Source organism: Bathymodiolus thermophilus thioautotrophic gill symbiont, from assembly GCF_003711265.1.
Taxonomy (GTDB): Bacteria; Pseudomonadota; Gammaproteobacteria; order PS1; family Pseudothioglobaceae; genus Thiodubiliella.
Map to the genome: position 1 here is coordinate 686,953 of NZ_CP024634.1, position 21,686 is coordinate 708,638.

The window sequence follows — 21,686 nt, forward strand, 5'->3', positions numbered from 1 at the left end:
TAAAATAAAAGTTAAATTGTTTCATTATTGAATAATATTGTTTTTATAAATTTTTACAAGTCATTGATTTTTAATCAAAAAAAATATATGATTACTTTTTATTCAAAACCATAAGAAAGTGCAATATAACAACACTTTCTCTTATTTTTACGAAGATATCAACAGAGTTATCCACAGTTTTGTGGGTAACTCTATTGAGTGTTGATTTAACAAGGTTTTTGATTGTTTATAAAAAATTTTCACTCAGTGTTTCAACAATTTTTCGGGCAATCTTTTGCTTGCTGTTTTTTTCAATTTTTAGGCTACTTTTTGAGGTTAAAAATACCACCTCATTTTCCTCACTTTTAAAGCCAAAATCAGTACCAGAAACATCGTTTAGAATAATGGCATCACACCCTTTGTTTTTCAGCTTATTTTCAGCATTTTCCATCAAATTCTGTGTTTCTGCGGCAAAGCCAATGCAAATGGGTTTGTGTGTTAATTGGCACACATCTTTTAAAATATCTGCTGTGGGTATTAACTCTAAAATTAAAGCTTGATTGGATTTTTTAATTTTATTTTTTTCCACATTTTTGACACGGTAATCACTCACCGCCGCACAAGCAATAAAAAAATCTTGTGTGGCAATATTCGCCATCACCGCTTGGTACATTTCTTCAGCACTTGTTGCGGAAATTGCGGTAGCTTTTTGGTTAAGAGGGACGCTGATATTGCCATACACAAGGGTTACTTTTGCACCTGCTTCAATGCAAGCATCAGCAAGTGCCGACCCCATTTTGCCACTAGAATGGTTGGATAAATATCTCACGGGGTCTATGGCCTCAATGGTTGCACCCAAAGTAATCAATATTTTTTTGCCACTCAGTTTGGTGTGTTGAAAAAGTGCGCCGACTTGTTGGGCGATATCCGTGGCATCAGCCAAACGACCTGCGCCAATATCGCCACAAGCTTGTTTGCCATTGTCAGGTTGAATGATGGTTATTTGGCGTTCCAACAAGGTTTTTAAATTTTCTTGCACGCTATCAGCAGCATACATTTGTTGATTCATTGCCGGTGCAATTAAGAGGGGGCAATTGCTTGCTAGAATGATATTGCCAAGCAAATCGCTTGCCTTGCCTGAGGTCAAATTGGCAATTGTGTTAGCGCTAGCAGGGGCGATTAAAACCACATCTGCCCATTTTGCCAATTCAATATGCCCCATGGACAATGCCATTTCTGGATCCCATAAATTATGATGAACTTTGTTTTTAGAAGTTACTTGGAGTGACAATTCCGTGACGAATTGCGCACCATTTTGCGTTAGCACAACACGCACCTCAGCCCCTAGATCTTGCAATCGACGCACAATATCGGGTGCTTTGTAAGCGGCAATTGAGCCACTGACGCCAAGAATAATGTTTTTATTGGTTAAAGTCATTTTAAGGTTGCGGTTGTTTTAATATCTTTACCGACCATTCTAATGTCTTGAATGTTGAGTTCTAACTTATTATTCATTTTTTGAATGGAGAGATTCATCATAGAATTAGCATCACTGCCCATTAGTATTGGTGCTGTGTAGATGACAAATTCATCAATCAGCCTAGTTGTCACCATGGCACCAATTAAACCGGGCCCTGCCTCAAGCAAAACACTGTTAATATCTTGTGTGGCTAATTGTGTAAGAATGTCGTGTAAATCTAATTTGCCAGTGTCATTGATTTTGGTATTTTCAGGGTTAAATACTTGGGTGCTGGCATCTGTTGAAAAAATATTAAGATGGGGGCTGGTAATTTGATTTTTGCCATCCACCACCACACGAAGTGGCGTGTTGCTTATATTGTCAAGTCGCACCGTCATTGATGGATTGTCTGCCAATATTGTGCCAGAACCCGTCATAATTGCTTGATTTTTAGCGCGTAATTTTTGCACATCAAGTCTCGCTGCCTCTCCTGTGATCCACTTGCTTTCGCCAGATGCCATGGCGGTTTTTCCATCCAAACTCATGGCGATTTTACAAGTAACAAAAGGCAATCCCGTTTCCATACGCTTTATAAAAGCACGGTTAAGTTGCTTGGCTTCATTTTCAAGCAGTCCAATGGCAACTTCAATGCCAGCAGTTTCCAGCATTGTTACCCCCTTGCCACCGACTAAGGGATTGGGGTCAAGTGTGGCGACAATTACTTTTTTAACCCCCGCATCAATAATGGCTTGCACACATGGCGGTGTTTTGCCTTGGTGGGCGCAGGGCTCTAAGGTTACATATAAAGTAGTATCGTTTGCCTGATGATTAATTTGTGCCAGCGCATTAACTTCTGCATGGGCGGCGCCAAAAGTTTGATGATAGCCTCGGGCAATAATGTCATTATTCTTAGTAATAACACAGCCTACCATAGGATTAGATTTCACACCGTATTGACCCTTATGCGCCAGTTTGAGCGCCAGCGACATACAATGTATATCATTTTTTGAAAAAGTTGCCACAATAGTTTAATTGCTCGTAAAATTAAATCCTATTTTACCTAAGGAGAAACACTGTGGACGAGCAGAAAAAACAGGCCCTAAAAGCCGCATTGGCGCAAATTGACAAGCAGTTCGGCAAAGGCTCTGTTATGTTTTTGGGCGATGAGGGAGCGCAAACAGATATTGAGGCGGTTTCTACTGGTAGTTTGAGTTTGGATATTGCACTCGGCATTGGCGGATTGCCTCGTGGGCGTGTGGTTGAAATTTATGGCCCCGAATCATCTGGTAAAACCACCTTAACCCTACATGTTATTGCAGAAATGCAAAAACTTGGCGGTACAGCCGCATTCATTGACGCAGAACACGCACTTGATCCACAATATGCCAAAAAACTTGGCGTCAATACAGACGAATTACTAATTTCCCAACCCGACACAGGCGAGCAAGCATTAGAAATCACCGATATGTTAGTGCGTTCAGGTGGCGTTGATATCGTAGTCGTAGATTCGGTAGCCGCATTGACACCCAAGGCTGAGATTGAAGGCGAAATGGGTGCATCACACATGGGTTTGCAAGCGCGTTTAATGTCTCAAGCGCTGAGAAAACTCACTTCCAATATTAAGAAAACCAACACCATGGTGATTTTCATCAACCAATTGCGAATGAAAATTGGCGTTATGTTCGGCAACCCCGAGACCACCACAGGTGGCAATGCCCTAAAATTTTATGCCTCAGTGCGTTTAGACATTCGTCGCATCGGCGCCATTAAAAAAGGCGATGAAATCTTAGGCAACGAAACCCGTGTCAAAGTATTAAAAAACAAAGTAGCAGCCCCATTCAAACAAGCAGAATTTCAAATTCTTTACAACGAAGGTATTTCTCGTGAAAGTGAAATTATTGATTTGGGTGTCAAACACGGATTTGTCGAAAAAGCAGGCGCATGGTATAGCATTGGCAGTGAGAGAATTGGACAAGGCAAAGACAACGCCAGAGATTACCTCAAACAAAACATCGAACTGAGTCAAAAAATTGAAGGCCAAATCCGTGAAAAACTCATGGCCAAAGATGACGATTTAAATCAGGAGACAGATTCTGAATAAGTCAGCTTACAACAGCGCATTAGAAATGCTCGCTAAACGCGAGCATTCTTGTCTTGAGCTCACGAGAAAACTCGCACAACATTATGCAGAAGACATAATAGCGCAAGTCTTAGAAACACTTAAAAATCAAAATCATCAATCCGACGAACGCTTTACCAATGAATTCATCCAAATGCGCTTTAACCAAGGCAAAGGCTCCATCAAAATAGCCATTGACTTAAAGCAACGAGGCATTGAAGATTTTGATTTATCCGCATACGACTTTTTTGCCCTAGCAAAAGAAGTTAGAGTATCAAAATACGGCGAAGCAGCCCCAAGTAATTACAAAGAAAAAGCCAAGCAACAACGCTTTTTACAATCTCGTGGATTTGACTTTGATGAAATTAATCTTTCTTTTGAACCATGATTGTAAGCCACACAAGAAAACGCCCATCAGAGATAGGCATCGGGTCAAACGCATTTAATACCATTTTCAAAAATAAAATAAACAATCTGCCGTCTATCCTCACCCCAAGTATTAATCGTAAAAATCTCTGTGTTATCAATCTGTAAAGCACCTGAAATAAAAGACTCTGAAACAGAACCAATTAAAGTTGTAATGGACTAACAAACTTAGACACAAAGATAGCCTTATAATAGTTACATAGAGGTCAAATACATTAAGGGCTGTTTTAAGTAAAATAGCACAAGATTGGTAATATAGCGCATTAGTAGAAAGAGTTTTCAAGAATCTAACATTATTACACCAGTTTTATCTATAACCTTATGATTGGGTGAATTATGTAAATATGTCAATTTATCAAAAATAATTGGATAAAATTAGAGGCAATCAACAGATAGGCACCACTTGACAATAAGAACTGGACTGCAAATATAGTAAATAAATGCGGTTTATTATCAACTTTAAACTCAAGAGGAAGACCGAAAAATGAAAAATATATATGATAAGACCTTTGCATAAATATGAATAATCATCAAGTGGGCAAAAATTGAATTTTGCCAATCATCCATATTCATGCAAAGGTCTTATGATAAAAGTAGCTTACCTCCATTATCTCTTATACAAAAAGTAGAAAAAAAAATGAAACACGAAGACAACCCAAAAAGTATTAAATATTATATGAAACAGTTTTTTTTACGAGAAAAACTACGCTTTAAAGGAAAGAGAATATTAGATTTCCCTGCAGGAAGTGGTGTTACATCAAATATACTCAAATCTATAGGAGCAATACCTTTGCCATATGATTTGTTTCCTGAATTTTTCAAAGTTAAAAATTTAACATGTTTAAAAGCTGATATAAATAAAGGTATTCCACTTGAAAATCAAAGTGTAGATGCTATTGTTTCTCAAGAAGGAATTGAACACTTTGAAAATCAACTAAAAGCTTTACATGAATTTAATCGAGTTCTAAAAGTAGGCGGAAGCTTAATTATTACTACTCCAAATTATTCAAACATGGTGGGAAGGTTGAGCTATTTTTTGTCTGAAAATGAACTGTTTAATAAACAAATGCCTCAAAATGAGTTAAATGATATTTGGGTCACTAAACAAGAAACATCGACAGATATTTACTATGGACACTTGTTTTTAATTGGAATTAATAAATTAAGGTTATTGGCTAAAATTTCTGGGTTCAGAATTAAAAATATTGAAAATACGCGGGTTAAAACATCGGCAGTTATATTGCTTGTATTGTTTTATCCTTTTATCCTTTTATCAAACTGGAGAAGTTATAAACGGTGCTTAAGAAGAAACAAGAAAGTGTCTATGAAAATAAAAAAGGAAGTATATGGGGAAATTTTTAAATTGGCGACCACTCCAAGGCTACTAGTTAATAGCCATATATTTGTTGAATTTGAAAAAGAATTTAGCACTGAAGATGCTAAATGCAATTTAACGGGTTCACAACAAGAATTAAACGCAACATAAATTATAACAAATCGTTCCAGTTAACTGCTAACTCAAGTGTTGGGCGTATAAAAACATCGCTGATATTATGGCACTATAAAGTGTATAAAATTTAATGTAAGTGATTTTCTATCTTGTTTGAATTTACATCATAAGGGCGATACTCAATTAGTTGGTCAAAGGGTATATTGACCACTCCTTAATCCGACAAGAAAAAAAGTGAAACATATAAAAATATACACAATTGACTTGCGAACAAAGATATCATAATTTCCCTACTGAACAAACAAGGATACAATCAAACTTTTATCGCCAAATCAATAGGCAGAAGCATGCCAACTATTTCTAGGGAATTATCTCGTAATACTGGTAAAAGAGGTTATCGCCACAAGCAAGCCTGCGAAAGGCACAAAGAGAAAGATAAAACTATAAAGCTCACTGTTGCAGCTAGAAACCATCTAGCGTTTGCCTTGCAAGGCAAAGCGGTAGGTGGGGCGTTTTATAAATACCTACGCCACCAGTATAAAAGAATGCAAAGGATTTAAAATTTTTCATAATGACATAAAAAGTGATTTTTTATAGACAGCATTATGCCCAATATTGGTAGCATAAATGAATGCTTGATATTTATAGTTTATAATGTCAAAAACCCAGTTAGCAATCAAGGACTTGGTCTTTGTATTTTCATTTAATAAACGAAAGTTTTTTGTTGAAATAGTTATGCTAGTAGGGTTTTTCATTTTTTCATTTCTGGACTAAGGTGCATCCTCGCTCCCAAGCGGGGCTTGGGAACGAGGACAAAAATGGATTACAAGGATCAGATTTAGAGAATATATTCTATAATTTAAATCCCTTTATCTTGTTGAACAAATAGATTAAATTAATTATATTAGGAATATTTTATGAACCAAAAATTATTTATAGATGGTTATCTTGAGCGAATAGAAAAAAAATTTTCACTTAGCGACGGTTTTGCATTTGAAATTTTAGCTATTACCGCTCTATTAGACCAAAGTTTTGATGAAGTTTATCAAAATATTAGCACCATTGTTAATGGTAATGGCGAGCATGATGGAGGTATGGATGGAATATTTATTGACGAAAATGACAATGAATGCACTATGCATGTTTTTCAAATGAAAAATGGAAAAGGCTTGGGGGACAATATCCTTTCAAAGTTTATCAATGATTATAGAAATATTTTTGTGTATGGAAATAGTACGAGCATCCCATTAAATTCAAAAGTAAGTTCGTTTCTTCAGAGATACACCGATATTGTCTCTTCAGGAAAAATTGTAGATGTTAAATTATATTTTGTATTCTCTGGAGAAAAAGAGAAGAACGATCAATCTATAATAGAAAGACATCAAAGAGAAAATAGCGAACTTACGATATATGACATAAACGATTTATACGATAGAATAGATAATCTAGTTTCCGAAAGCAAGAAACGAGAAAATATTGATTTTAGTTTTATGGCAGCAAAATCTAACATATCTTTAAGAAGAGACCCCCAAGCATTAATATCATTTCAAATACAAAATATCAAAGCAATAAATTTTAGGTTGAAAGCACTTGATTTATGTAAATTATTAGATCAAGAAATAGCAGTTAATCAAAGAATAGATACAGTATTTAGTGATAATATAAGAGGATTTTTAAAATATAATAAAGCTAATAAAAACATTAAAGAAACGCTTGAAAGTGACTATTCGGAATATTTTCCATTTCTTAACAATGGAATAACCATCATATCTGAAAAAGTAAAAATACCAAATGATATGCAAGCTGGATATTATCCAATTGAAACAAAAAATCCAATTATTGTGAATGGACTACAAACAACAAATGTAATTTATGATATTTATAAAGAAGATTCTACAAAATTAGATGGAGTATATGTTTTAATAAGGTTATATGAGACTAGCGATCCTGATATTGTAGATAAAATTACAGATGCTACAAATACACAATCCCCTATAGGTTATAGGGATAAAATGAGCAATAAGAATTTCATTAGATATACAAAAGTTATATTTGAATCAAATGAAATAGGCTTTCTTGCTAAACGAGGAGATACTTTTGAAAATAGTTTAAGTAAGCAATTGAAAGAATCTATACAAAGCGATACAGTTTTTAAATTTTGGTATGCGACATTCCAAGAATTGCCAGAGTTTTCTAAAAATTCAAAGTCAAAACTTTTAGAAGAGATTTTTGAAGCAAGTAATGACGATACCCATAGGTTACATAGCCTATTTAACGGTTCAAAAGATTCCGCTATATATGATCAACTCCTTAAATCGTATAAAATATATAAATTTATTGTACAAAAACGCAATGAAAATATTAAAGATGATTTTATCAACTATACTGATGAACTTATATCATATGGGATGTACAAATTAGGAGGAACATTTGAAGATTCATATGAAAAAATTTGCTCCTCAATAAGCAGTATAGTTGATAACGAAAAAAAATTCTTAGAAGAGAAAAACTTAACATATTCACACAATGGATATTTTAAATCTGCCAAATCAAGATATGACCTTAACAAAAAAATGAGTTTCGTTGAAAAAAATGAAACCATATAGGCGAGTATTCTAACTATAAAATCCCAACAATTTTCTCGTTCCCAAGCTTTACCTGGGAATGCATACTTGGGTTTGGGAGCGAAGATATTACCTGAAAATACAAGATGACTAAAAACTTAACCATTAAAAACTCAACGGCAGAATTTCTAATTTTTACCACGCAAGCAGGTAAAGATAACATTAGCGTGCGTGTTGAGAATGAAACGGTTTGGCTGACGCAAAAATTAGTAGCGCAATTGTTTGAATGTTCAGCAGATAATATTTCATTGCATTTAAAAAATATTTTTCAAACGGGTGAATTGGATAAAAATTCAGTTACCGAGGATTTCTCGGTAACTGCTACTGATGGCAAAAATTACAACACCAAACATTACAATTTAAAGGCAGTGATTGCGCTTGGTTATCGTATTAATTCACAAAAAGCGACGGATTTTAGAAAATGGGCGACGCAGGTTTTGGAGCGCTATAGTGTTCGTGGGTATGTTTTGGATGATGTGCGATTGAAGAATGGGGCGTATTTAAATCCGCAGTATTTTAAAGACTTAATTTTAGAAATTCGTGATATTCGTGAAAGTGAGCGCAATTTTTATCAGCAAATTACGGATATTTATGCCACGGCGATGGATTATGATTTGGATTCGAATGTGACTAAGGATTTTTTTACAACGGTACAAAATAAATTGCATTGTGCTACGCATGGCAATACAGCGGCAGAATTAATGACCAAAAGAGCGGATCATCAAAAAGATTTTATGGGGCTAGTTACTTGGAAAAAGGCACCGAATGGCAAAATCTTAAAATCAGATGTGGTGGTGGCAAAAAATTATTTGGGTCGAAATGAAATTAAAACACTTAATCGAGTGGTAACGATGTATTTGGATTATGCCGAAGACCAGGCGGAAAAAGGTGTGCCGATGACGATGTATGATTGGTCGGAGAAACTAAATGCTTTTTTGAGGTTTAATGATAGGGAGGTTTTAGAAGAGTGTGGGCAAATCACTGCTGCCATTGCTAAATCGTTTGCACACAGTGAATTTGAAAAATATCGCCCTATTCAGGACAAACTTTTTGAATCTGATTTTGACAAAGTGCTAAAAAAACTGTTTAAAAGCCAAAAACAAAACAACGAAAATGAATAAAATATTTACCCTCAGATCGCCCTTATATATCAAATATCCGAATGGTGAAACTCGGGTGATTGAGGAGATTTTCCAGCATTCAAAAGGCATTTTGTATTTTGAATTGTTTTGGGAAAAAGACCCGAAATATAGCATTCATTTGATTGAAGGTGAGATTACGGGCGATGGGCCTTGGCGAGTGGGTGAATGTAGTTTTCATGTGTTGGGATGTAATCATACGCATCCGCAAATGTGTGAAATGCACAGTTTTTGGCAGCAGCAGTTGTTGCAAGATTCTGGTCAATTTAGGGCTGATGATGTGGTAAAAATTGCTTTAGAGAAAGGGGCTATTTTGCCTGATGATTATCCAATAAACGACAAGAGGTTTTAGACAATGCAGGGATTTAACAACCAGACTAAGGCCAGTGATTTTAAAACTCAGGATATTAAAGTGTTAAAAAAACTGATGCCTTATTTGTTGAAAATGCGAACTCGTGTTATTTTAGCGACGCTATTTTTGATTATTGCTAAATTGGCAAATGTGGCTGTGCCAGTGGCGTTGAAAGGCATTGTGGATGCACTTGAAGCGCCTGATGTGTTGGTGGTGCTGCCTTTGGGATTGTTGTTTGCTTATGGTATTTTGCGTCTCAGCAGTTCTTTGTTTAATGAACTCAGAGATGCGGTGTTTGCGCGTGTGCGTTATCATGCGATGCATTTAATTGCGCTGGGTGTTTTTAAGCATTTGCATACATTGGATTTGTCTTTTCATTTAGATCGTCGCATTGGCGGTATTACTCGTGATATTGATCGTGGTACGCAAAGTGTTTCTACGCTGTTGTCTATTTTTGTTTTTAATATTTTGCCGTCATTTTTTGAAATTATTTTGGTGATTGGTTTGTTGTGGGCGAATTATGATGTTTTCTTTGCAGGTATTTCATTAATAACGGTGGTGTTTTATGTGGCATTTACTTTGGCAATTACCACTTGGCGGATGAAATATCGCTATGAGATGAACGATATGCAGTCTGAGGCAAACACTAATGCGGTGGACAGTTTGATTAATTATGAAACGGTTAAGTATTTTAATCGCAAGGATTTTGAAGTGAATCGTTATGACGAAACTATGGGTCGTTGGGAGGATGTTGCTACCAAAAGTTTTACTTCAATGACGGCGCTTAATTTTGTTCAGGGTGCTATTATTGCCGTCGGCGTTACGGTTATTTTGACTTTGGCGGCTCAAGGTGTGGCAAATGAAAATCTGAGTCTTGGTGATATGATTATGATTCAGGCATTGTTATTGCAATTATTTCTCCCGTTAGGCTCTTTGGGTATTGTGTATCGGCAAATCAAGCATAATTTTATTGATATGAACAATATGTTTGATTTGTTGGATCGTCGTGCGAAAGTGTGTAGTCCGAAGGGTGCATCTAAGATAAAAATAAGTCAAGGCAAGGTTGAGTTTAAGCACATTTCTTTTGCTTATGAGGGCAAAGAAAAAGTGTTAAAAGAGGTGGATTTTTCGATTGAGTCGGGGCAAAAGGTGGCAATTGTTGGTCAATCTGGTTCTGGAAAATCAACATTGGCTAAATTGTTATTCCGATTTTATGATGTGGATAGCGGTGCAATCTTGATTGATGGGCAAGATATTAAAACCCTTGAGCAACATTCTGTGCAATCTGCTATTGGTGTTGTGCCACAAGATACGGTTATGTTTAATGAAAGTATTTATTATAATATTGCTTATGGAAAGCAGGGGGCAACTCGACAAGAAGTTGAGGCGGCGGCAAAGTCGGCTTTTATCGATCAATTTATTGATGCGTTGCCCCAAGGTTACGATACTTTGGTTGGTGAGCGAGGGCTTAAATTATCAGGGGGTGAAAAGCAACGCATGGCAATTGCCAGAGTTTTGCTTAAAAATCCGCCTATTTTGATTTTTGATGAGGCGACTTCGGCATTGGATTCTTATAGTGAAAAAATGGTGCAAAAGGCGATTAACGCACTCAGTAAAAAAACTTCTACATTGGTCATTGCACATCGTCTTTCTACCATTGTAGATGCTGATAAAATTATCGTGCTTAACAATGGCAGGGTGCAAGAAAGTGGCACACATGCTCAGTTGTTAAAAGCCGAGGGTGAATATGCCAAATTGTGGCAAATACAAATAAGCGAACAAAATGAAATTTAAACTAAAAAACACAGACCAAAAAGCCAGGAGAGGCACACTAATCTTTGAGCGAGGCACGGTTGAAACACCAGCCTTTATGCCAGTTGGCACTTATGGCACGGTAAAAGCAATGACACCTGAAGAAGTTAAGGAGGTTGGTGCGCAAATTATTCTCGGCAATACTTTTCATTTGGCAATCACCCCCGGTACCGATGTGATTAAGGCACACGGTGATTTGCATGATTTTATGCATTGGCAAGGGCCAATTTTGACTGATTCAGGTGGCTTTCAGGTGTTTAGTTTGGGTGACATGAGAAAAATTAGCGAGGCAGGAGTGGATTTTCGTTCACCTAAAGATGGTGCTAAAATTTTTATGGGGCCAGAAGAATCAATAAAAATTCAGTTTGATTTGGGTGCAGATATTGTCATGATTTTTGATGAATGCACACCTTATCCAGCTGACAAAGCCACTGCAGATCAATCTATGCAGTTGTCCTTGCGTTGGGCGCAACGCTCTAAAGATGCACATCAAGCGTTGGGCAATAAGAATGCATTATTTGGTATTGTGCAAGGTGGTATGTATGAAGATTTACGCTGTGAATCGGCTTCGGCACTCATTGATATTGATTTTGATGGATTTGCAATCGGTGGCTTGAGTGTGGGTGAGCCTAAGGAAGAAATGATAAAAGTATTGGATTACTTGCCTGAGCAATTGCCAAACGACAAACCCCGATATTTAATGGGTGTGGGTACGCCAAGTGACTTGGTGGAAGCGGTGGAACGAGGTATTGATATGTTCGATTGTGTGATGCCAACACGCAATGCTCGAAATGGATATTTATTCACCTCAAACGGCATTGTCAAAATTCGCAATGCACAATACAAGCTAGACATTAAGCCTTTAGACGAGCGATGTGGTTGTTATACTTGTCAAAATTATTCTCGTTCTTACTTGCACCATTTACAACGAAAAAATGAAATATTGGGCGCGCGACTTAATACCATTCACAATCTGCATTATTATCAAGATTTAATGCAACAAATGCGCACAGCGATTGAAAATAATACCTTTGCAGAATTTAAGCAATCCTTCTACGCAATGCAAAATGCCTAATTTATTATTTTTTATTGATGAAGGTGGATTTGATGATTTCACACCGCTGTTTGTTCAATTAGGCTTCACTGTGGATTTTGAAAACTCACAAAGAAAGGCGGTTAAATTGGCAAAGAAAAATCAATACCAAGTATTGGTGGCAGAATTTAGCCATAATCCAGAATTTCGTGACAGAGTGAGCAATATCGAATCTTTATTAGCCACTCTTGAAAGCCATTCTCCTGAAGTCAAAATTATTGTGTTATACGATGAAATCAATCAACCGCAACTCAATCAACTTATGCAACGATACAGAATGGATGCTACCCTAACTTTTCCAATTCAGCCGGCACAGTTGCAAAGTTTATTGGGTTAAGGATTGCTTTTCAAAATAAACATCCAACAATTTTTTAGCAAGTGGTGCTGCCTTTGAGCTGCCACTACCTGCATTTTCTACAATGACGGCAATGGCAATTTTAGGGTTTTTAATGGGTGCAAAGCCGGTAAATAGCGCATGGTCACGCAAGCGCTCATCTAAGTTTGCGGCAATGTATTGCTCTTCTGCGTCTAAGCCAAATACTTGTGCTGTGCCTGTTTTTCCTGCCAAAGTGTATTTTAAGTTTTTGTTTAGTTTTCTGGCGGTGCCTCGTGGCGAATAAATGGTTTGCTTCATGCCTTGAATGACTTCTTCCCAGTTGTGAATATCTTTAATAGGAATTTGCTTCCGAATGCCTTTTTTTGCTTCTTTAATGGACTCGCCGTGGGCATGTGTACTTTTTAGTATTTTGGGTTGAATAACCACTCCTTTATTCGCCAAAGCTGCTGTGGCAACTGCTAACTGCAAGGGGCTGGCAGTTATAAATCCTTGTCCAATACCTGCAATTAAAGTTTCTCCTCGATACCAAGGTTCTTTTTTGTTGATTTTTTTCCAGGCTTTTGAGGGCAGAATACCGCCACGCTCTCCGGGGAGATCAATGCCTGTTTTTTCACCAAAATTAAAAGGTTTTAAGCCATCGTGTAAGCTGTCAATGCCCATCTTGTTTGCGAGTTTGTAAAAGAACACATCGCAAGATTGAGCAATAGAACTTCTGACATTGACCTGCCCATGCCCACTGCGTTTCCAGTCATTAAATTTGCGTTTAACATTTTTCAATTTAAAATACCCTGGGCAATAAGTTTTGGTGTGAGAGGTAATTGTGCCTTGTTCAAGGCCGATTAATGCCACCATTGGCTTTATGGTTGACCCAGGTGGATACAAGCCTTGAATGGTGCGATTAAGTTGTGGAATGTCTTTTGAGGTTCGAAGTTTTTTATAATTTTTATGTGAAATGCCGTTAACAAACCAATTGGGATTGTAAATAGGCATGCTCACCATTGCCAGCACTTCGCCATTCTGAACATCAATTGCCACAATTGCACCACGCTTGCCTTCAAGTAAAGATTCTGCTTTTTTTTGCAAATCCAAGTCAATACTCAGGTATAAATCTGTGCCTTTTGTTGCTTTTTGAATAATTTTCGTATTGATAACTCTGCCTGTTACATTGCGTTCAATTTGTTTTTTTCCATTTTTTCCATGCAATAACGATTCGTATTGTTTTTCAATGCCTGTTTTGCCAACAAAAGAAGTGCCTAAATAATCTTCTTTGTTATAAAGCGCCTTGTCTTTTTTGTTCATTCTGGAAACATAGCCAGTTACATGGACGCTGGAGGCGTTGTAAGGGTAAATTCTTTGAAAATAAGACTCAATATCAACCCCAATAAACTGGTTGCTAACTAGGAATCTTGCCACTTGTTTTTCATTCAGTTTGTATTTGAGTGGTATGCTGTGGAATTTTTTATAACGCTTTTTGTTTTTATTAAAAATTTCAATATCTTTGTCGTTAATAAAGTTATATTTTTTAAGCAACAACAATGTTTCAGAGACATTGTTGGTTTTTTCAGGTGTGAGTGTGAGTTTATAAGCGAATTGATTGCCAGCAATCATTTTTCCATTGCGGTCAAAGATTTTTCCACGAATTGGGGTAATTGGCAGCATACGCATTTGATTGCCTAAAGATTCTTCAATGTAATAGTCGTAATTGCTAATTTGCAGGCTGTAAAGTCTTGAAATTAAGATAAAAACCAAAACAAAGATAAAGACGAGTGCGAGCATTAATCGAGTAGAAAAAATCTTATTTTCTGACGCAGCGTTGCTAATTTTATCCATCAGTTTTTATTAATGTTTGCATTTTGAGAGTGCCAATTGCACCAAGGGCCAAAATAGCGCACTTGTTAGTGGCGTGAACAATAAATAGTAATTAAAATCAAAGCTTTGAGTAGATAGACCGTGTACCAATAATAAGACCCCTAGGTAAATACCAGACGCAGACAATATATAAATTTGTTGCGTGGTAATGTTAGAGACAGAAAAAGATTGCCTTATTTTGGTAATAAAAACAATGCTTAAAATGAGTGCCAATGCATTTTGACCTAAGATATCTCCATGCAATATATCAATTAAGACACCTAAAAATAGGGCGATAAAAAATCGTCCTTGTGTGGTGAAATAAGTCAACCAATAAGTAAAAAATAGCAACATCCAAAAAGGAGCAATATTCAAAGCCACCTCAGGCAAAGGCAGTGCACCAATAATCAGGGTAAACATCGTGATTTTAGCAAGAAAAACATAAGGTCTTTGGGTGCGCATTCTAATTGTCTCTTGTATTGATTAAAATAAATTCCAACTGTTGGGTGGTTTGAGCTGGTGCCAATTCAACATATAAAAACGGGTCGTTCGCTCGATTTTCTACCCGAGTAACACGACCCACGGGATAGCCTGCTGGGAATTTTGAGACAATAGCACTGGTTAAAAAGACATCTCCAACTTTTATATCAAGTCCGGATTCAATAAAACGCACCATTAATTTATCTTGGTTTGAGGCAATGCCTTTGCCAACACCACGAATACCATTGCGTTGATTTTTAACAGGTATGTGTTGGGTCGGGTCGGTAATTAGCAATATGGTGGCGTAGAATGGCGTTACTTGACTAACTTGCCCGAGTACGCCATCAGCACCGAGTGCAATTTGCCCCACTTTAATGTCATCCCTGCTGCCTTTATTGATGACAATTTGTTTTTTCAGTCGTGATTGATTGATGGTGCTAACACGAGCCAATACGAATACGCCTTTGTCAATTTGATAGCGTGATTTTAATAATTTACTGAGCTTTTGGTTGTCTGATAATAAAGCGTTATGACGCTGTAATTTGACTTTTAAGCGAATTAATTCTGCGTTAAGTCGCTTGTTTTGATTTAACAAAAACTGCCTGTCTGCACCTTGTTCATTGACCCAAAGATAGAGTTGAGAGGGTAAGTTAACCAGCAAGTACACTGGCGATGTAAGTTTGGTAATTAATTGCTTAAAGTTATCTAAGTACGAAAATTTGTAATCTGAAAAGATTAAAAAAATTGCAATTAAAATGGGGGCAAAAAGTTTTAAAAATTGCATGATTCAGCATTTTACCCTAGTTGTGTAAAGAAACTTACTCTGCTGACAAAAATCCTATGTTGTGCCGACTAATCATCTCTAAAGCAACACCACCACCACGAGCCACACAAGTTAAAGGATCATCAGCAACACGCACTGGCAATCTGGTTTCTTTTTTGATGAGTTCATCCAAGCCTTCTAACAACGCACCCCCACCTGTTAACACCAAGCCGTTTTCTGCAATATCAGAACTCAATTCTGGTGGCGTTTGTTCTAATGCTATTCTAATGGCACCAACAATAGCGGTTAACGGCTCCTGCAAGGAAGATCTAATTTCGGTATTGGTCACTTCAAAAGACACGGGAATACCTTTGGCAACATCTCTACCTCTGAATTTGACTTTCTTAACAACGCTTTCTTTGAATGCTGACCCTACCTCTTTTTTGATTTTCTCAGAAGTAGATTCACCGATAATAATGCCGTGTGCTTTACGCACAAATTTAATAATATTATCATCAAATACATCGCCACCTATGCGCAGTGAATCAGAATAAACAATGCCGTTAAGTGACATAATCGCAATTTCCGTAGTGCCACCACCAATATCAACCACCATGGTGCCCGAAGCTTCGTTAATTGCCATTCCTGCACCTAGTGCTGCTGCCATTGGCTCTTCAATCAAATACACATCTCGTGCGCCAGCGCCAACGGCACTTTCTTTAATTGCACGCCGTTCCACTTGAGTTGCACCACAAGGTACACAAATAAGCACCTTGGGGCTGGGTGAGAAAAATCCGGAGTGCAATACTTTTTTAATAAAATGTTGCAACATTTTTTCAGTGATTTTAAAGTCAGCAATAACGCCGTCCTTCATTGGGCGAATCGCCTCAATTGAACCGGGTGTTCTACCTAACATACTTTTAGCGTCTTGACCTACGGCAATGATAGTTGCTTCTGTAGCGCCTTTTTCATGGTGAATGGCAACAACAGAGGGTTCATCTAATACAATTTCATTATCCATAAAAATTAATGTATTTGCTGTGCCAAGATCAATAGAAAGACTTTGAGGTTTGAAAAAATTAAACATAAAAAACTCCGCTTAGACATTAGATAAAATAAATAGCGGATATAATACTATAAAATCCAATAGTATCTTAATAGAATTCATTTAATAGACAATATGAAAATCCAACAAAAACATATTATTGAGAGTATTGCCAACGCTTTACAATATATTTCTTATTACCACAGTCCCGATTTTATTCAAGCAATGACCAATGCTTACGAGAAAGAAACTCAGCAAGCCGCCAAAAATGCCATGGCACAAATTTTAATTAATTCCAAATTGTCCGCTATTGGTCAACGCCCTTTGTGTCAAGATACGGGTATTGTTAATGTTTTTGTTGAGGTGGGCATGGCAGTTGAATGGGCGGCAGATTTATCTTTAGAAGATATGATCAACGAAGGTGTTCGCCAGGCTTATACTAAGGCGCAAAACCCCCTTCGTGCTTCAATTGTCAAAGACCCATTGTTTGGTCGAGTTAACACCAAAGACAACACGCCAGCTGTTATTCATATGAAAGTAGTTAAAGGCAATCAACTTAAATTTATTGTTGCTGCGAAAGGCTGTGGTTCAGAAAATAAAGCAAAATTCGCCGTTCTGCAACCCGATGACAATGTGGTTGAATGGATATTAAAAATGGTACCAACAATGGGGGCAGGTTGGTGTCCACCAGGTGTGCTAGGCATTGGTGTTGGCGGCACTGCTGAAAAAGCGATGTTGATGGCAAAAGAAAGTTTAATGGAACCAATTGATATTCAAGACATCGCCCAAAAAACAAACCTCAGTAATCTCGAAAAACTGCGTTTAGAATTAAGAGAAAAAATTAATAACCTTGGTATCGGCGCCCAAGGCTTAGGTGGCTTAACCACCGTGCTGGATGTTAAAATTAAGGACTACCCAACTCACGCTGCCTCGCAAGCCGTGGCAATGATTCCCAATTGCGCTGCCACTCGCCACTTACATTTTTCACTGGATGGATCAGGGGTTGCGATATTGCCAGAGGTAGATTTAAGTGTTTATCCTGATTTAGCAATGGACACTTCAAACTACCAGAAAATTGATTTAAACACACTCACAAAATCGCAAATGAATGCATGGCAAGTGGGCGATACTTTGTTGCTTACCGGCACAATTATTACTGGCAGAGATGCTGCACATGCACGCCTTAAAAAAATGTTAGACAATGGCGAAGGACTGCCAAAAGGTGTGAATTTTAAAAATAAATTCATTTATTATGTTGGCCCTGTAGATGCTGTTGATGATGAAGTGATTGGTCCTGCAGGTCCAACGACCGCAACAAGAATGGATAAATTCACCGATATGATGTTAGAAAACACAGGCATTCTAGGGATGATTGGCAAAGCTGAGCGTGGTGAAGCGACCATTAAAAGTATTAAAAAACACCAAGCCAGTTATCTAATCGCTGTAGGTGGCGCTGCTTACTTAATTTCCAAATCCATTAAAAAAGCCAAAAAAATAGCGTTTGCAGAAATGGGCATGGAAGCCATTTATGAATTTGAAGTTAAAGATATGCCTGTTGCTGTTGCTGTTGATTCTCAGGGTGAGAATATCCATGCTATTTTTAAGAATTTATTAGAAAATCAATAAGAGACCTTTGCATAAATATAAATAATCATCAACAATCCACTTTTCACCCACTTGGTAATTTTTTAAACCCAGCCTTAGCCCTGCTAGGACAAGGTTTAAGAAAATCACCAAGTGGGCAAAAATTGAATTTTGCTAATCACCCATATTTATGCAAAGGTCTCAATAAGTTTCTAAAAATCTTCATCACCCCATATTTTTCTTTGTTGCCGAGCTTTCCAAACAGCGTTGTGTTCGAAATCAATGCCCCATACAATGCGATTATTTATAATCATAGTTGCTTTTTTGCAATAAATAAACTTGCCAGTTTTAATGCCCCACTGTATCTTTTTGTAACACTCAAGTCTGGTTTTGCAAGTGGTAACAAAAGACTTTAGCCCACTGTCTTTATATCTTTCAATACTTAAAAAGATAGTTCCCTGTTGAGTATTATCGTACTTTTTGTCAAAAAATTTAGAATCTGAGAGAGTAACGCTAGAAAACGCCAAAAATAACAAAAATAGAATATTTTTTTTCATAATGCACCTGTTTTTAAATTTATATTATTTCTAGATAGTAACGACACTAATTAAGAACCCACTTTTATCGGCGTATTAAGCAAAGGACGAATGCCACAAATTTATTATACACTTCATTTTTGAAAAATAGCAACCTTTGATTTTTATGTAATCGGTAGAATATTTTTCTTCTAATTTATGACAGTTTCCAGTATTTTTTTTGGATTGTGACAGCGCCCCCTATATTAAATATGGATGTTGAATAAAGGGTAAATTTTATTCCATTGTCATTTTTTATAAAGTCTATTATAGCAGGGCTAAGACAGGCTTTATAAAAGTTTACAAATGTGTAAATATTGCTCTTTAGTTAATATTTATACTTAATGGCAAGGGTCTCAATAGGTTATAATATCCAGCGAAGTTGGTCGGATGGTCGCTGGTAGGTTTTACCTATCAGAGGAAAGTCCGGGCTCCATAGAGCAAAGTGCTAGTTAACGGCTAGGTATGGCGACATAACGGAAAGTGCTGCAGAAAATAAACTACCCAATTATTGGGAAAAGGTGAGAAGGTGCGGTAAGAGCGCACCGCGCGGAAGGTAACAACCGTGGCAAGGTAAACCCCACTTGGAGCAAGCTCAAATAGGCTACCCATGGTGTGGCTCGCACAAGGTAGCGGGTAGAGTGCTAAAGAATTTTGGTGACAAAATTTGTAGATGAATGACCGTTTATTACAGAACCCGGCTTATAGACTAACTTCCCTTTTTACACCCTTGAATTTTTCCAATATCCATTTTCCAATATTGAATGACGCAGAGACCTGTATGGAAAAAATTCGCCTTGCAAACAAGGGAAATATTAGCAAAACAACACTAAGACCCGTTAAACCCATACCACTGTGGAAACACGATAAGGCTGATTAATAGGGTAACTTGGATAGCGATAAAAGGCATTACCCCTTTGTAAATGTCAGTGGTTTGAATGGATTTTGGGGCGACACCTTTTAGATAAAACAAGCTAAAGCCGAATGGGGGCGTTAAGAATGAGGTTTGTAAGTTCATGGCAATCAAAATGGCAAACCATTGCATATCAATGCCAAGCGATAGGGCGGTTGGGTAGAAAATTGGCACAATAATGAGTGAAATTTCCACAAAATCAATAAAAAACCCAAGAATGAAAATAACCAGCATTGAGATAAGAATAAAACTCATTTCTTTGGCTGGTAAACTGTGAATAAAATCCTCTACGACAACATCCCCACCACTATAAGTAAATACCATTGAGAAAGCCGTGGCACCAACCAAAATAGCGAATACCATAGCGGTAACTTTCACTGTTTCAACGCTGGATTGGCGTAACATTTCCCAGTTTAATCGTTGGTAGAAAAATGCCAATACCAAAGAGCCAACTGCACCAATAGAGGCGGATTCTGTTGGCGTGGCAATGCCTGAAAAAATCGAGCCAAGTACCGCAATAATAAGAGTAATAGGTGGCACAATGGCTTTGGCAACCGCCTTGTATTTTTCTATTTTTTTCAAGTCGTGATTTTTACTTTTAAACGCTGGTGCTACCTCTGGGTCCAGGTAAGAGATAACGAGTACATAGGCAATATAGCCCCCAACTAAAATAAGAGAGGGCATGACTGCCGCTTTAAATAAATCCCCTGTTGACACCCCCAAGACATCTGCCAAAATAATCAATACAATGGAAGGGGGGATGATTTGCCCTAAAGTGCCTGAGGCGCAAATAACCCCCGTGGATAGTGTTTTTTTATAATTATGTTTAAGCATAACGGGAAGAGAAATCACACCCATGGCAACAACACTTGCCCCTACCACGCCTGTGGATGCTGCAAGTAGCGAGCCCACTAAAATAGTAGAAACTGCCAAGCCACCACGCACATTGCCAAACAAATCACCCATGGCTTCTAGTAGTTGTTCAGCAAGTTTGGTTTTTTGCAAGACAATACCCATAAAAACGAATAACGGCACAGCCATAAGAATGGTGTTTTGCATTATGCTCATAATACGATACGGCATAAAGGCGAACAAATCAACACCTTGGGTTAAAACACCAAAAATAACTGCCACACCAGCAAAGGTAAATGCCACAGGAAAACCAACCATTAGCAATATTAAAGTAATGGCAAACATAATTAAACCGATCATTGTTTTAGCACCTCGTAGTTATTTTTAGCAAACAATATGCCAGAAATAATAACCAAAATAAAACTAATTGGAATGATGCTTTTAATAATAAAGCGGTGAGTTAGCCCACCAGGAGCGTCACTTTGTTCGTTGATGGCATAAGCCGAATAGGCGAAGTCAATGCCATCATAAGCAATTAGCAGACTGATTGGTAAGATGAATATAGCGAAACCAATAAGGTTAATGAGGGCTTGTCTTTGCGGGGAGAATTTGGCATAGAAAACATCAACCCTAACATGTGCATCTTTTTGCAAAGTGTAGGAAATGCCCAATAAGAACATGGCTGAAAATAGGTGCCATTCCATTTCTTGTAGAGCGATGGAGGAATTGTTAAAAGCGTAACGAAGTACAACATCAAGAAAGACATTAAAAATCGTAAGCAATAACAACCCAACAACGAGACGCTCTAGCCACTGGGTGTAACGATCCAATTTTTT

At 37.4% G+C, this 21,686-nt stretch carries 20 protein-coding genes and 1 other RNA gene; 12 read left to right on the top strand and 9 right to left on the bottom strand.

The window, feature by feature from the left end; all coding sequences use genetic code 11:
* Positions 1 to 226 precede the first annotated feature (226 nt).
* Together coaBC and ribD are read right to left on the bottom strand one after the other, a co-directional pair.
* Entirely contained in the window at positions 227 to 1,417 is a 1,191-nt protein-coding gene (coaBC, locus tag MS2017_RS02405; protein WP_071565041.1) for a bifunctional phosphopantothenoylcysteine decarboxylase/phosphopantothenate--cysteine ligase CoaBC, read from the bottom strand.
* Entirely contained in the window at positions 1,414 to 2,463 is a 1,050-nt protein-coding gene (gene ribD, locus MS2017_RS02410; RefSeq protein ID WP_277424503.1) for a bifunctional diaminohydroxyphosphoribosylaminopyrimidine deaminase/5-amino-6-(5-phosphoribosylamino)uracil reductase RibD, read from the bottom strand. Before ribD ends, coaBC begins: the two co-directional genes overlap by 4 nt.
* A 50-nt stretch (positions 2,464 to 2,513) precedes the next feature.
* Here ribD and recA point away from each other — a divergent pair, with 50 nt between their 5' ends.
* The 10 genes from recA to MS2017_RS02465 all read left to right on the top strand — a co-directional run bounded on the left by recA (position 2,514) and on the right by MS2017_RS02465 (position 12,790).
* Positions 2,514 to 3,539: a recombinase RecA gene (gene recA / locus MS2017_RS02415; protein WP_071565043.1), complete on the top strand. Its 1,026-nt coding sequence runs from the start codon at positions 2,514 to 2,516 to the stop codon at positions 3,537 to 3,539.
* Positions 3,532 to 3,945, top strand: a complete 414-nt coding sequence (locus MS2017_RS02420) for a regulatory protein RecX (protein ID WP_420885961.1) — start codon at positions 3,532 to 3,534, stop codon at positions 3,943 to 3,945. Before recA ends, MS2017_RS02420 begins: the two co-directional genes overlap by 8 nt.
* Positions 3,946 to 4,620: 675 nt before the next feature.
* Positions 4,621 to 5,469, top strand: coding sequence for a class I SAM-dependent methyltransferase (locus tag MS2017_RS02425; RefSeq protein WP_164707579.1), 849 nt, complete (start codon positions 4,621 to 4,623; stop codon positions 5,467 to 5,469).
* A 311-nt stretch (positions 5,470 to 5,780) separates the two neighbouring features.
* A complete protein-coding gene (locus tag MS2017_RS11875) occupies positions 5,781 to 5,993 on the top strand; it encodes a hypothetical protein (protein WP_420886042.1) in 213 nt (70 codons plus the stop codon).
* A gap of 357 nt (positions 5,994 to 6,350) precedes the next feature.
* Positions 6,351 to 8,039, top strand: a complete 1,689-nt coding sequence (locus MS2017_RS02440; RefSeq protein WP_122951137.1) for an AIPR family protein — start codon at positions 6,351 to 6,353, stop codon at positions 8,037 to 8,039.
* Between the two features lie 104 nt (positions 8,040 to 8,143).
* Entirely contained in the window at positions 8,144 to 9,178 is a 1,035-nt protein-coding gene (locus MS2017_RS02445) for a virulence RhuM family protein (protein ID WP_122951138.1), read from the top strand.
* Positions 9,171 to 9,548: a hypothetical protein gene (locus tag MS2017_RS02450; protein WP_071565250.1), complete on the top strand. Its 378-nt coding sequence runs from the start codon at positions 9,171 to 9,173 to the stop codon at positions 9,546 to 9,548. Before MS2017_RS02445 ends, MS2017_RS02450 begins: the two co-directional genes overlap by 8 nt.
* 3 nt (positions 9,549 to 9,551) lie before the next feature.
* Positions 9,552 to 11,342, top strand: a complete 1,791-nt coding sequence (locus MS2017_RS02455; protein WP_122951139.1) for an ABCB family ABC transporter ATP-binding protein/permease — start codon at positions 9,552 to 9,554, stop codon at positions 11,340 to 11,342.
* Positions 11,332 to 12,435 (top strand): tRNA guanosine(34) transglycosylase Tgt, encoded by a 1,104-nt coding sequence (gene tgt / locus MS2017_RS02460; RefSeq protein ID WP_122951140.1) that lies wholly within the window; start codon positions 11,332 to 11,334, stop codon positions 12,433 to 12,435. Before MS2017_RS02455 ends, tgt begins: the two co-directional genes overlap by 11 nt.
* Positions 12,428 to 12,790 carry a hypothetical protein gene (locus MS2017_RS02465; RefSeq protein WP_122951141.1) on the top strand — a complete coding sequence of 121 codons (363 nt, stop codon included), beginning with the start codon at positions 12,428 to 12,430 and terminating at the stop codon, positions 12,788 to 12,790. The genes tgt and MS2017_RS02465 overlap by 8 nt, the downstream gene beginning before the upstream one ends.
* Here MS2017_RS02465 and mrdA read toward each other — a convergent pair.
* From mrdA to MS2017_RS02485, 4 genes are read right to left on the bottom strand one after another with little or no spacing between them, the layout of a single operon-like run.
* Positions 12,779 to 14,620 carry a penicillin-binding protein 2 gene (mrdA, locus tag MS2017_RS02470; protein ID WP_122951142.1) on the bottom strand — a complete coding sequence of 614 codons (1,842 nt, stop codon included), beginning with the start codon at positions 14,618 to 14,620 and terminating at the stop codon, positions 12,779 to 12,781. The two genes, MS2017_RS02465 and mrdA, sit on opposite strands and share 12 nt — an antisense overlap.
* 9 nt (positions 14,621 to 14,629) lie before the next feature.
* Complete coding sequence (gene mreD / locus MS2017_RS02475) at positions 14,630 to 15,100, bottom strand: rod shape-determining protein MreD (RefSeq protein ID WP_071565255.1); 471 nt, start codon at positions 15,098 to 15,100, stop codon at positions 14,630 to 14,632.
* A gap of 1 nt (position 15,101) precedes the next feature.
* On the bottom strand, positions 15,102 to 15,902 hold the full coding sequence (gene mreC, locus MS2017_RS02480; RefSeq protein WP_071565256.1) for a rod shape-determining protein MreC: 801 nt from the start codon (positions 15,900 to 15,902) through the stop codon (positions 15,102 to 15,104).
* 34 nt (positions 15,903 to 15,936) lie between these two features.
* Positions 15,937 to 16,968, bottom strand: coding sequence for a rod shape-determining protein (locus MS2017_RS02485; RefSeq protein ID WP_122951143.1), 1,032 nt, complete (start codon positions 16,966 to 16,968; stop codon positions 15,937 to 15,939).
* Between the two features lie 93 nt (positions 16,969 to 17,061).
* Between MS2017_RS02485 and MS2017_RS02490 the strand changes: the two genes are divergently transcribed.
* Positions 17,062 to 18,552, top strand: a complete 1,491-nt coding sequence (locus tag MS2017_RS02490; RefSeq protein ID WP_122951144.1) for a fumarate hydratase — start codon at positions 17,062 to 17,064, stop codon at positions 18,550 to 18,552.
* Positions 18,553 to 18,722: 170 nt separating this feature from the next.
* Here the strand turns inward: MS2017_RS02490 and MS2017_RS02495 are convergent, their stop codons facing one another.
* Complete coding sequence (locus MS2017_RS02495; protein WP_122951145.1) at positions 18,723 to 19,067, bottom strand: hypothetical protein; 345 nt, start codon at positions 19,065 to 19,067, stop codon at positions 18,723 to 18,725.
* A gap of 396 nt (positions 19,068 to 19,463) precedes the next feature.
* Here MS2017_RS02495 and rnpB point away from each other — a divergent pair.
* An RNA gene (gene rnpB, locus MS2017_RS02500) (RNase P RNA component class A) lies at positions 19,464 to 19,806 on the top strand.
* Between the two features lie 108 nt (positions 19,807 to 19,914).
* On the opposite strand, the gene MS2017_RS02505 is transcribed toward rnpB, so the two are convergent.
* Both MS2017_RS02505 and MS2017_RS02510 read right to left on the bottom strand, forming a co-directional pair.
* Positions 19,915 to 21,210 carry a TRAP transporter large permease gene (locus MS2017_RS02505; protein WP_071563666.1) on the bottom strand — a complete coding sequence of 432 codons (1,296 nt, stop codon included), beginning with the start codon at positions 21,208 to 21,210 and terminating at the stop codon, positions 19,915 to 19,917.
* Positions 21,207 to 21,680: a TRAP transporter small permease subunit gene (locus MS2017_RS02510; protein ID WP_071563667.1), complete on the bottom strand. Its 474-nt coding sequence runs from the start codon at positions 21,678 to 21,680 to the stop codon at positions 21,207 to 21,209. The genes MS2017_RS02505 and MS2017_RS02510 overlap by 4 nt, the downstream gene beginning before the upstream one ends.
* Between the last annotated feature and the right edge of the window lie 6 nt (positions 21,681 to 21,686).

Bases quoted from the DNA above. Each gene is read 5' to 3' on its own strand.
- coaBC (WP_071565041.1), bottom strand. From the start codon at position 1,417: ATGACTTTAACCAATAAAAACATTATTCTTGGCGTCAGTGGCTCAATT.
- MS2017_RS02425 (WP_164707579.1), top strand. From the start codon at position 4,621: ATGAAACACGAAGACAACCCAAAAAGTATTAAATATTATATGAAACAG.
- MS2017_RS11875 (WP_420886042.1), top strand. From the start codon at position 5,781: ATGCCAACTATTTCTAGGGAATTATCTCGTAATACTGGTAAAAGAGGT.
- MS2017_RS02440 (WP_122951137.1), top strand. From the start codon at position 6,351: ATGAACCAAAAATTATTTATAGATGGTTATCTTGAGCGAATAGAAAAA.
- MS2017_RS02445 (WP_122951138.1), top strand. From the start codon at position 8,144: ATGACTAAAAACTTAACCATTAAAAACTCAACGGCAGAATTTCTAATT.
- MS2017_RS02450 (WP_071565250.1), top strand. From the start codon at position 9,171: ATGAATAAAATATTTACCCTCAGATCGCCCTTATATATCAAATATCCG.
- MS2017_RS02455 (WP_122951139.1), top strand. From the start codon at position 9,552: ATGCAGGGATTTAACAACCAGACTAAGGCCAGTGATTTTAAAACTCAG.
- tgt (WP_122951140.1), top strand. From the start codon at position 11,332: ATGAAATTTAAACTAAAAAACACAGACCAAAAAGCCAGGAGAGGCACA.
- MS2017_RS02465 (WP_122951141.1), top strand. From the start codon at position 12,428: ATGCCTAATTTATTATTTTTTATTGATGAAGGTGGATTTGATGATTTC.
- mrdA (WP_122951142.1), bottom strand. From the start codon at position 14,620: ATGGATAAAATTAGCAACGCTGCGTCAGAAAATAAGATTTTTTCTACT.
- mreD (WP_071565255.1), bottom strand. From the start codon at position 15,100: ATGCGCACCCAAAGACCTTATGTTTTTCTTGCTAAAATCACGATGTTT.
- mreC (WP_071565256.1), bottom strand. From the start codon at position 15,902: ATGCAATTTTTAAAACTTTTTGCCCCCATTTTAATTGCAATTTTTTTA.
- MS2017_RS02485 (WP_122951143.1), bottom strand. From the start codon at position 16,968: ATGTTTAATTTTTTCAAACCTCAAAGTCTTTCTATTGATCTTGGCACA.
- MS2017_RS02490 (WP_122951144.1), top strand. From the start codon at position 17,062: ATGAAAATCCAACAAAAACATATTATTGAGAGTATTGCCAACGCTTTA.
- MS2017_RS02495 (WP_122951145.1), bottom strand. From the start codon at position 19,067: ATGAAAAAAAATATTCTATTTTTGTTATTTTTGGCGTTTTCTAGCGTT.
- MS2017_RS02505 (WP_071563666.1), bottom strand. From the start codon at position 21,210: ATGATCGGTTTAATTATGTTTGCCATTACTTTAATATTGCTAATGGTT.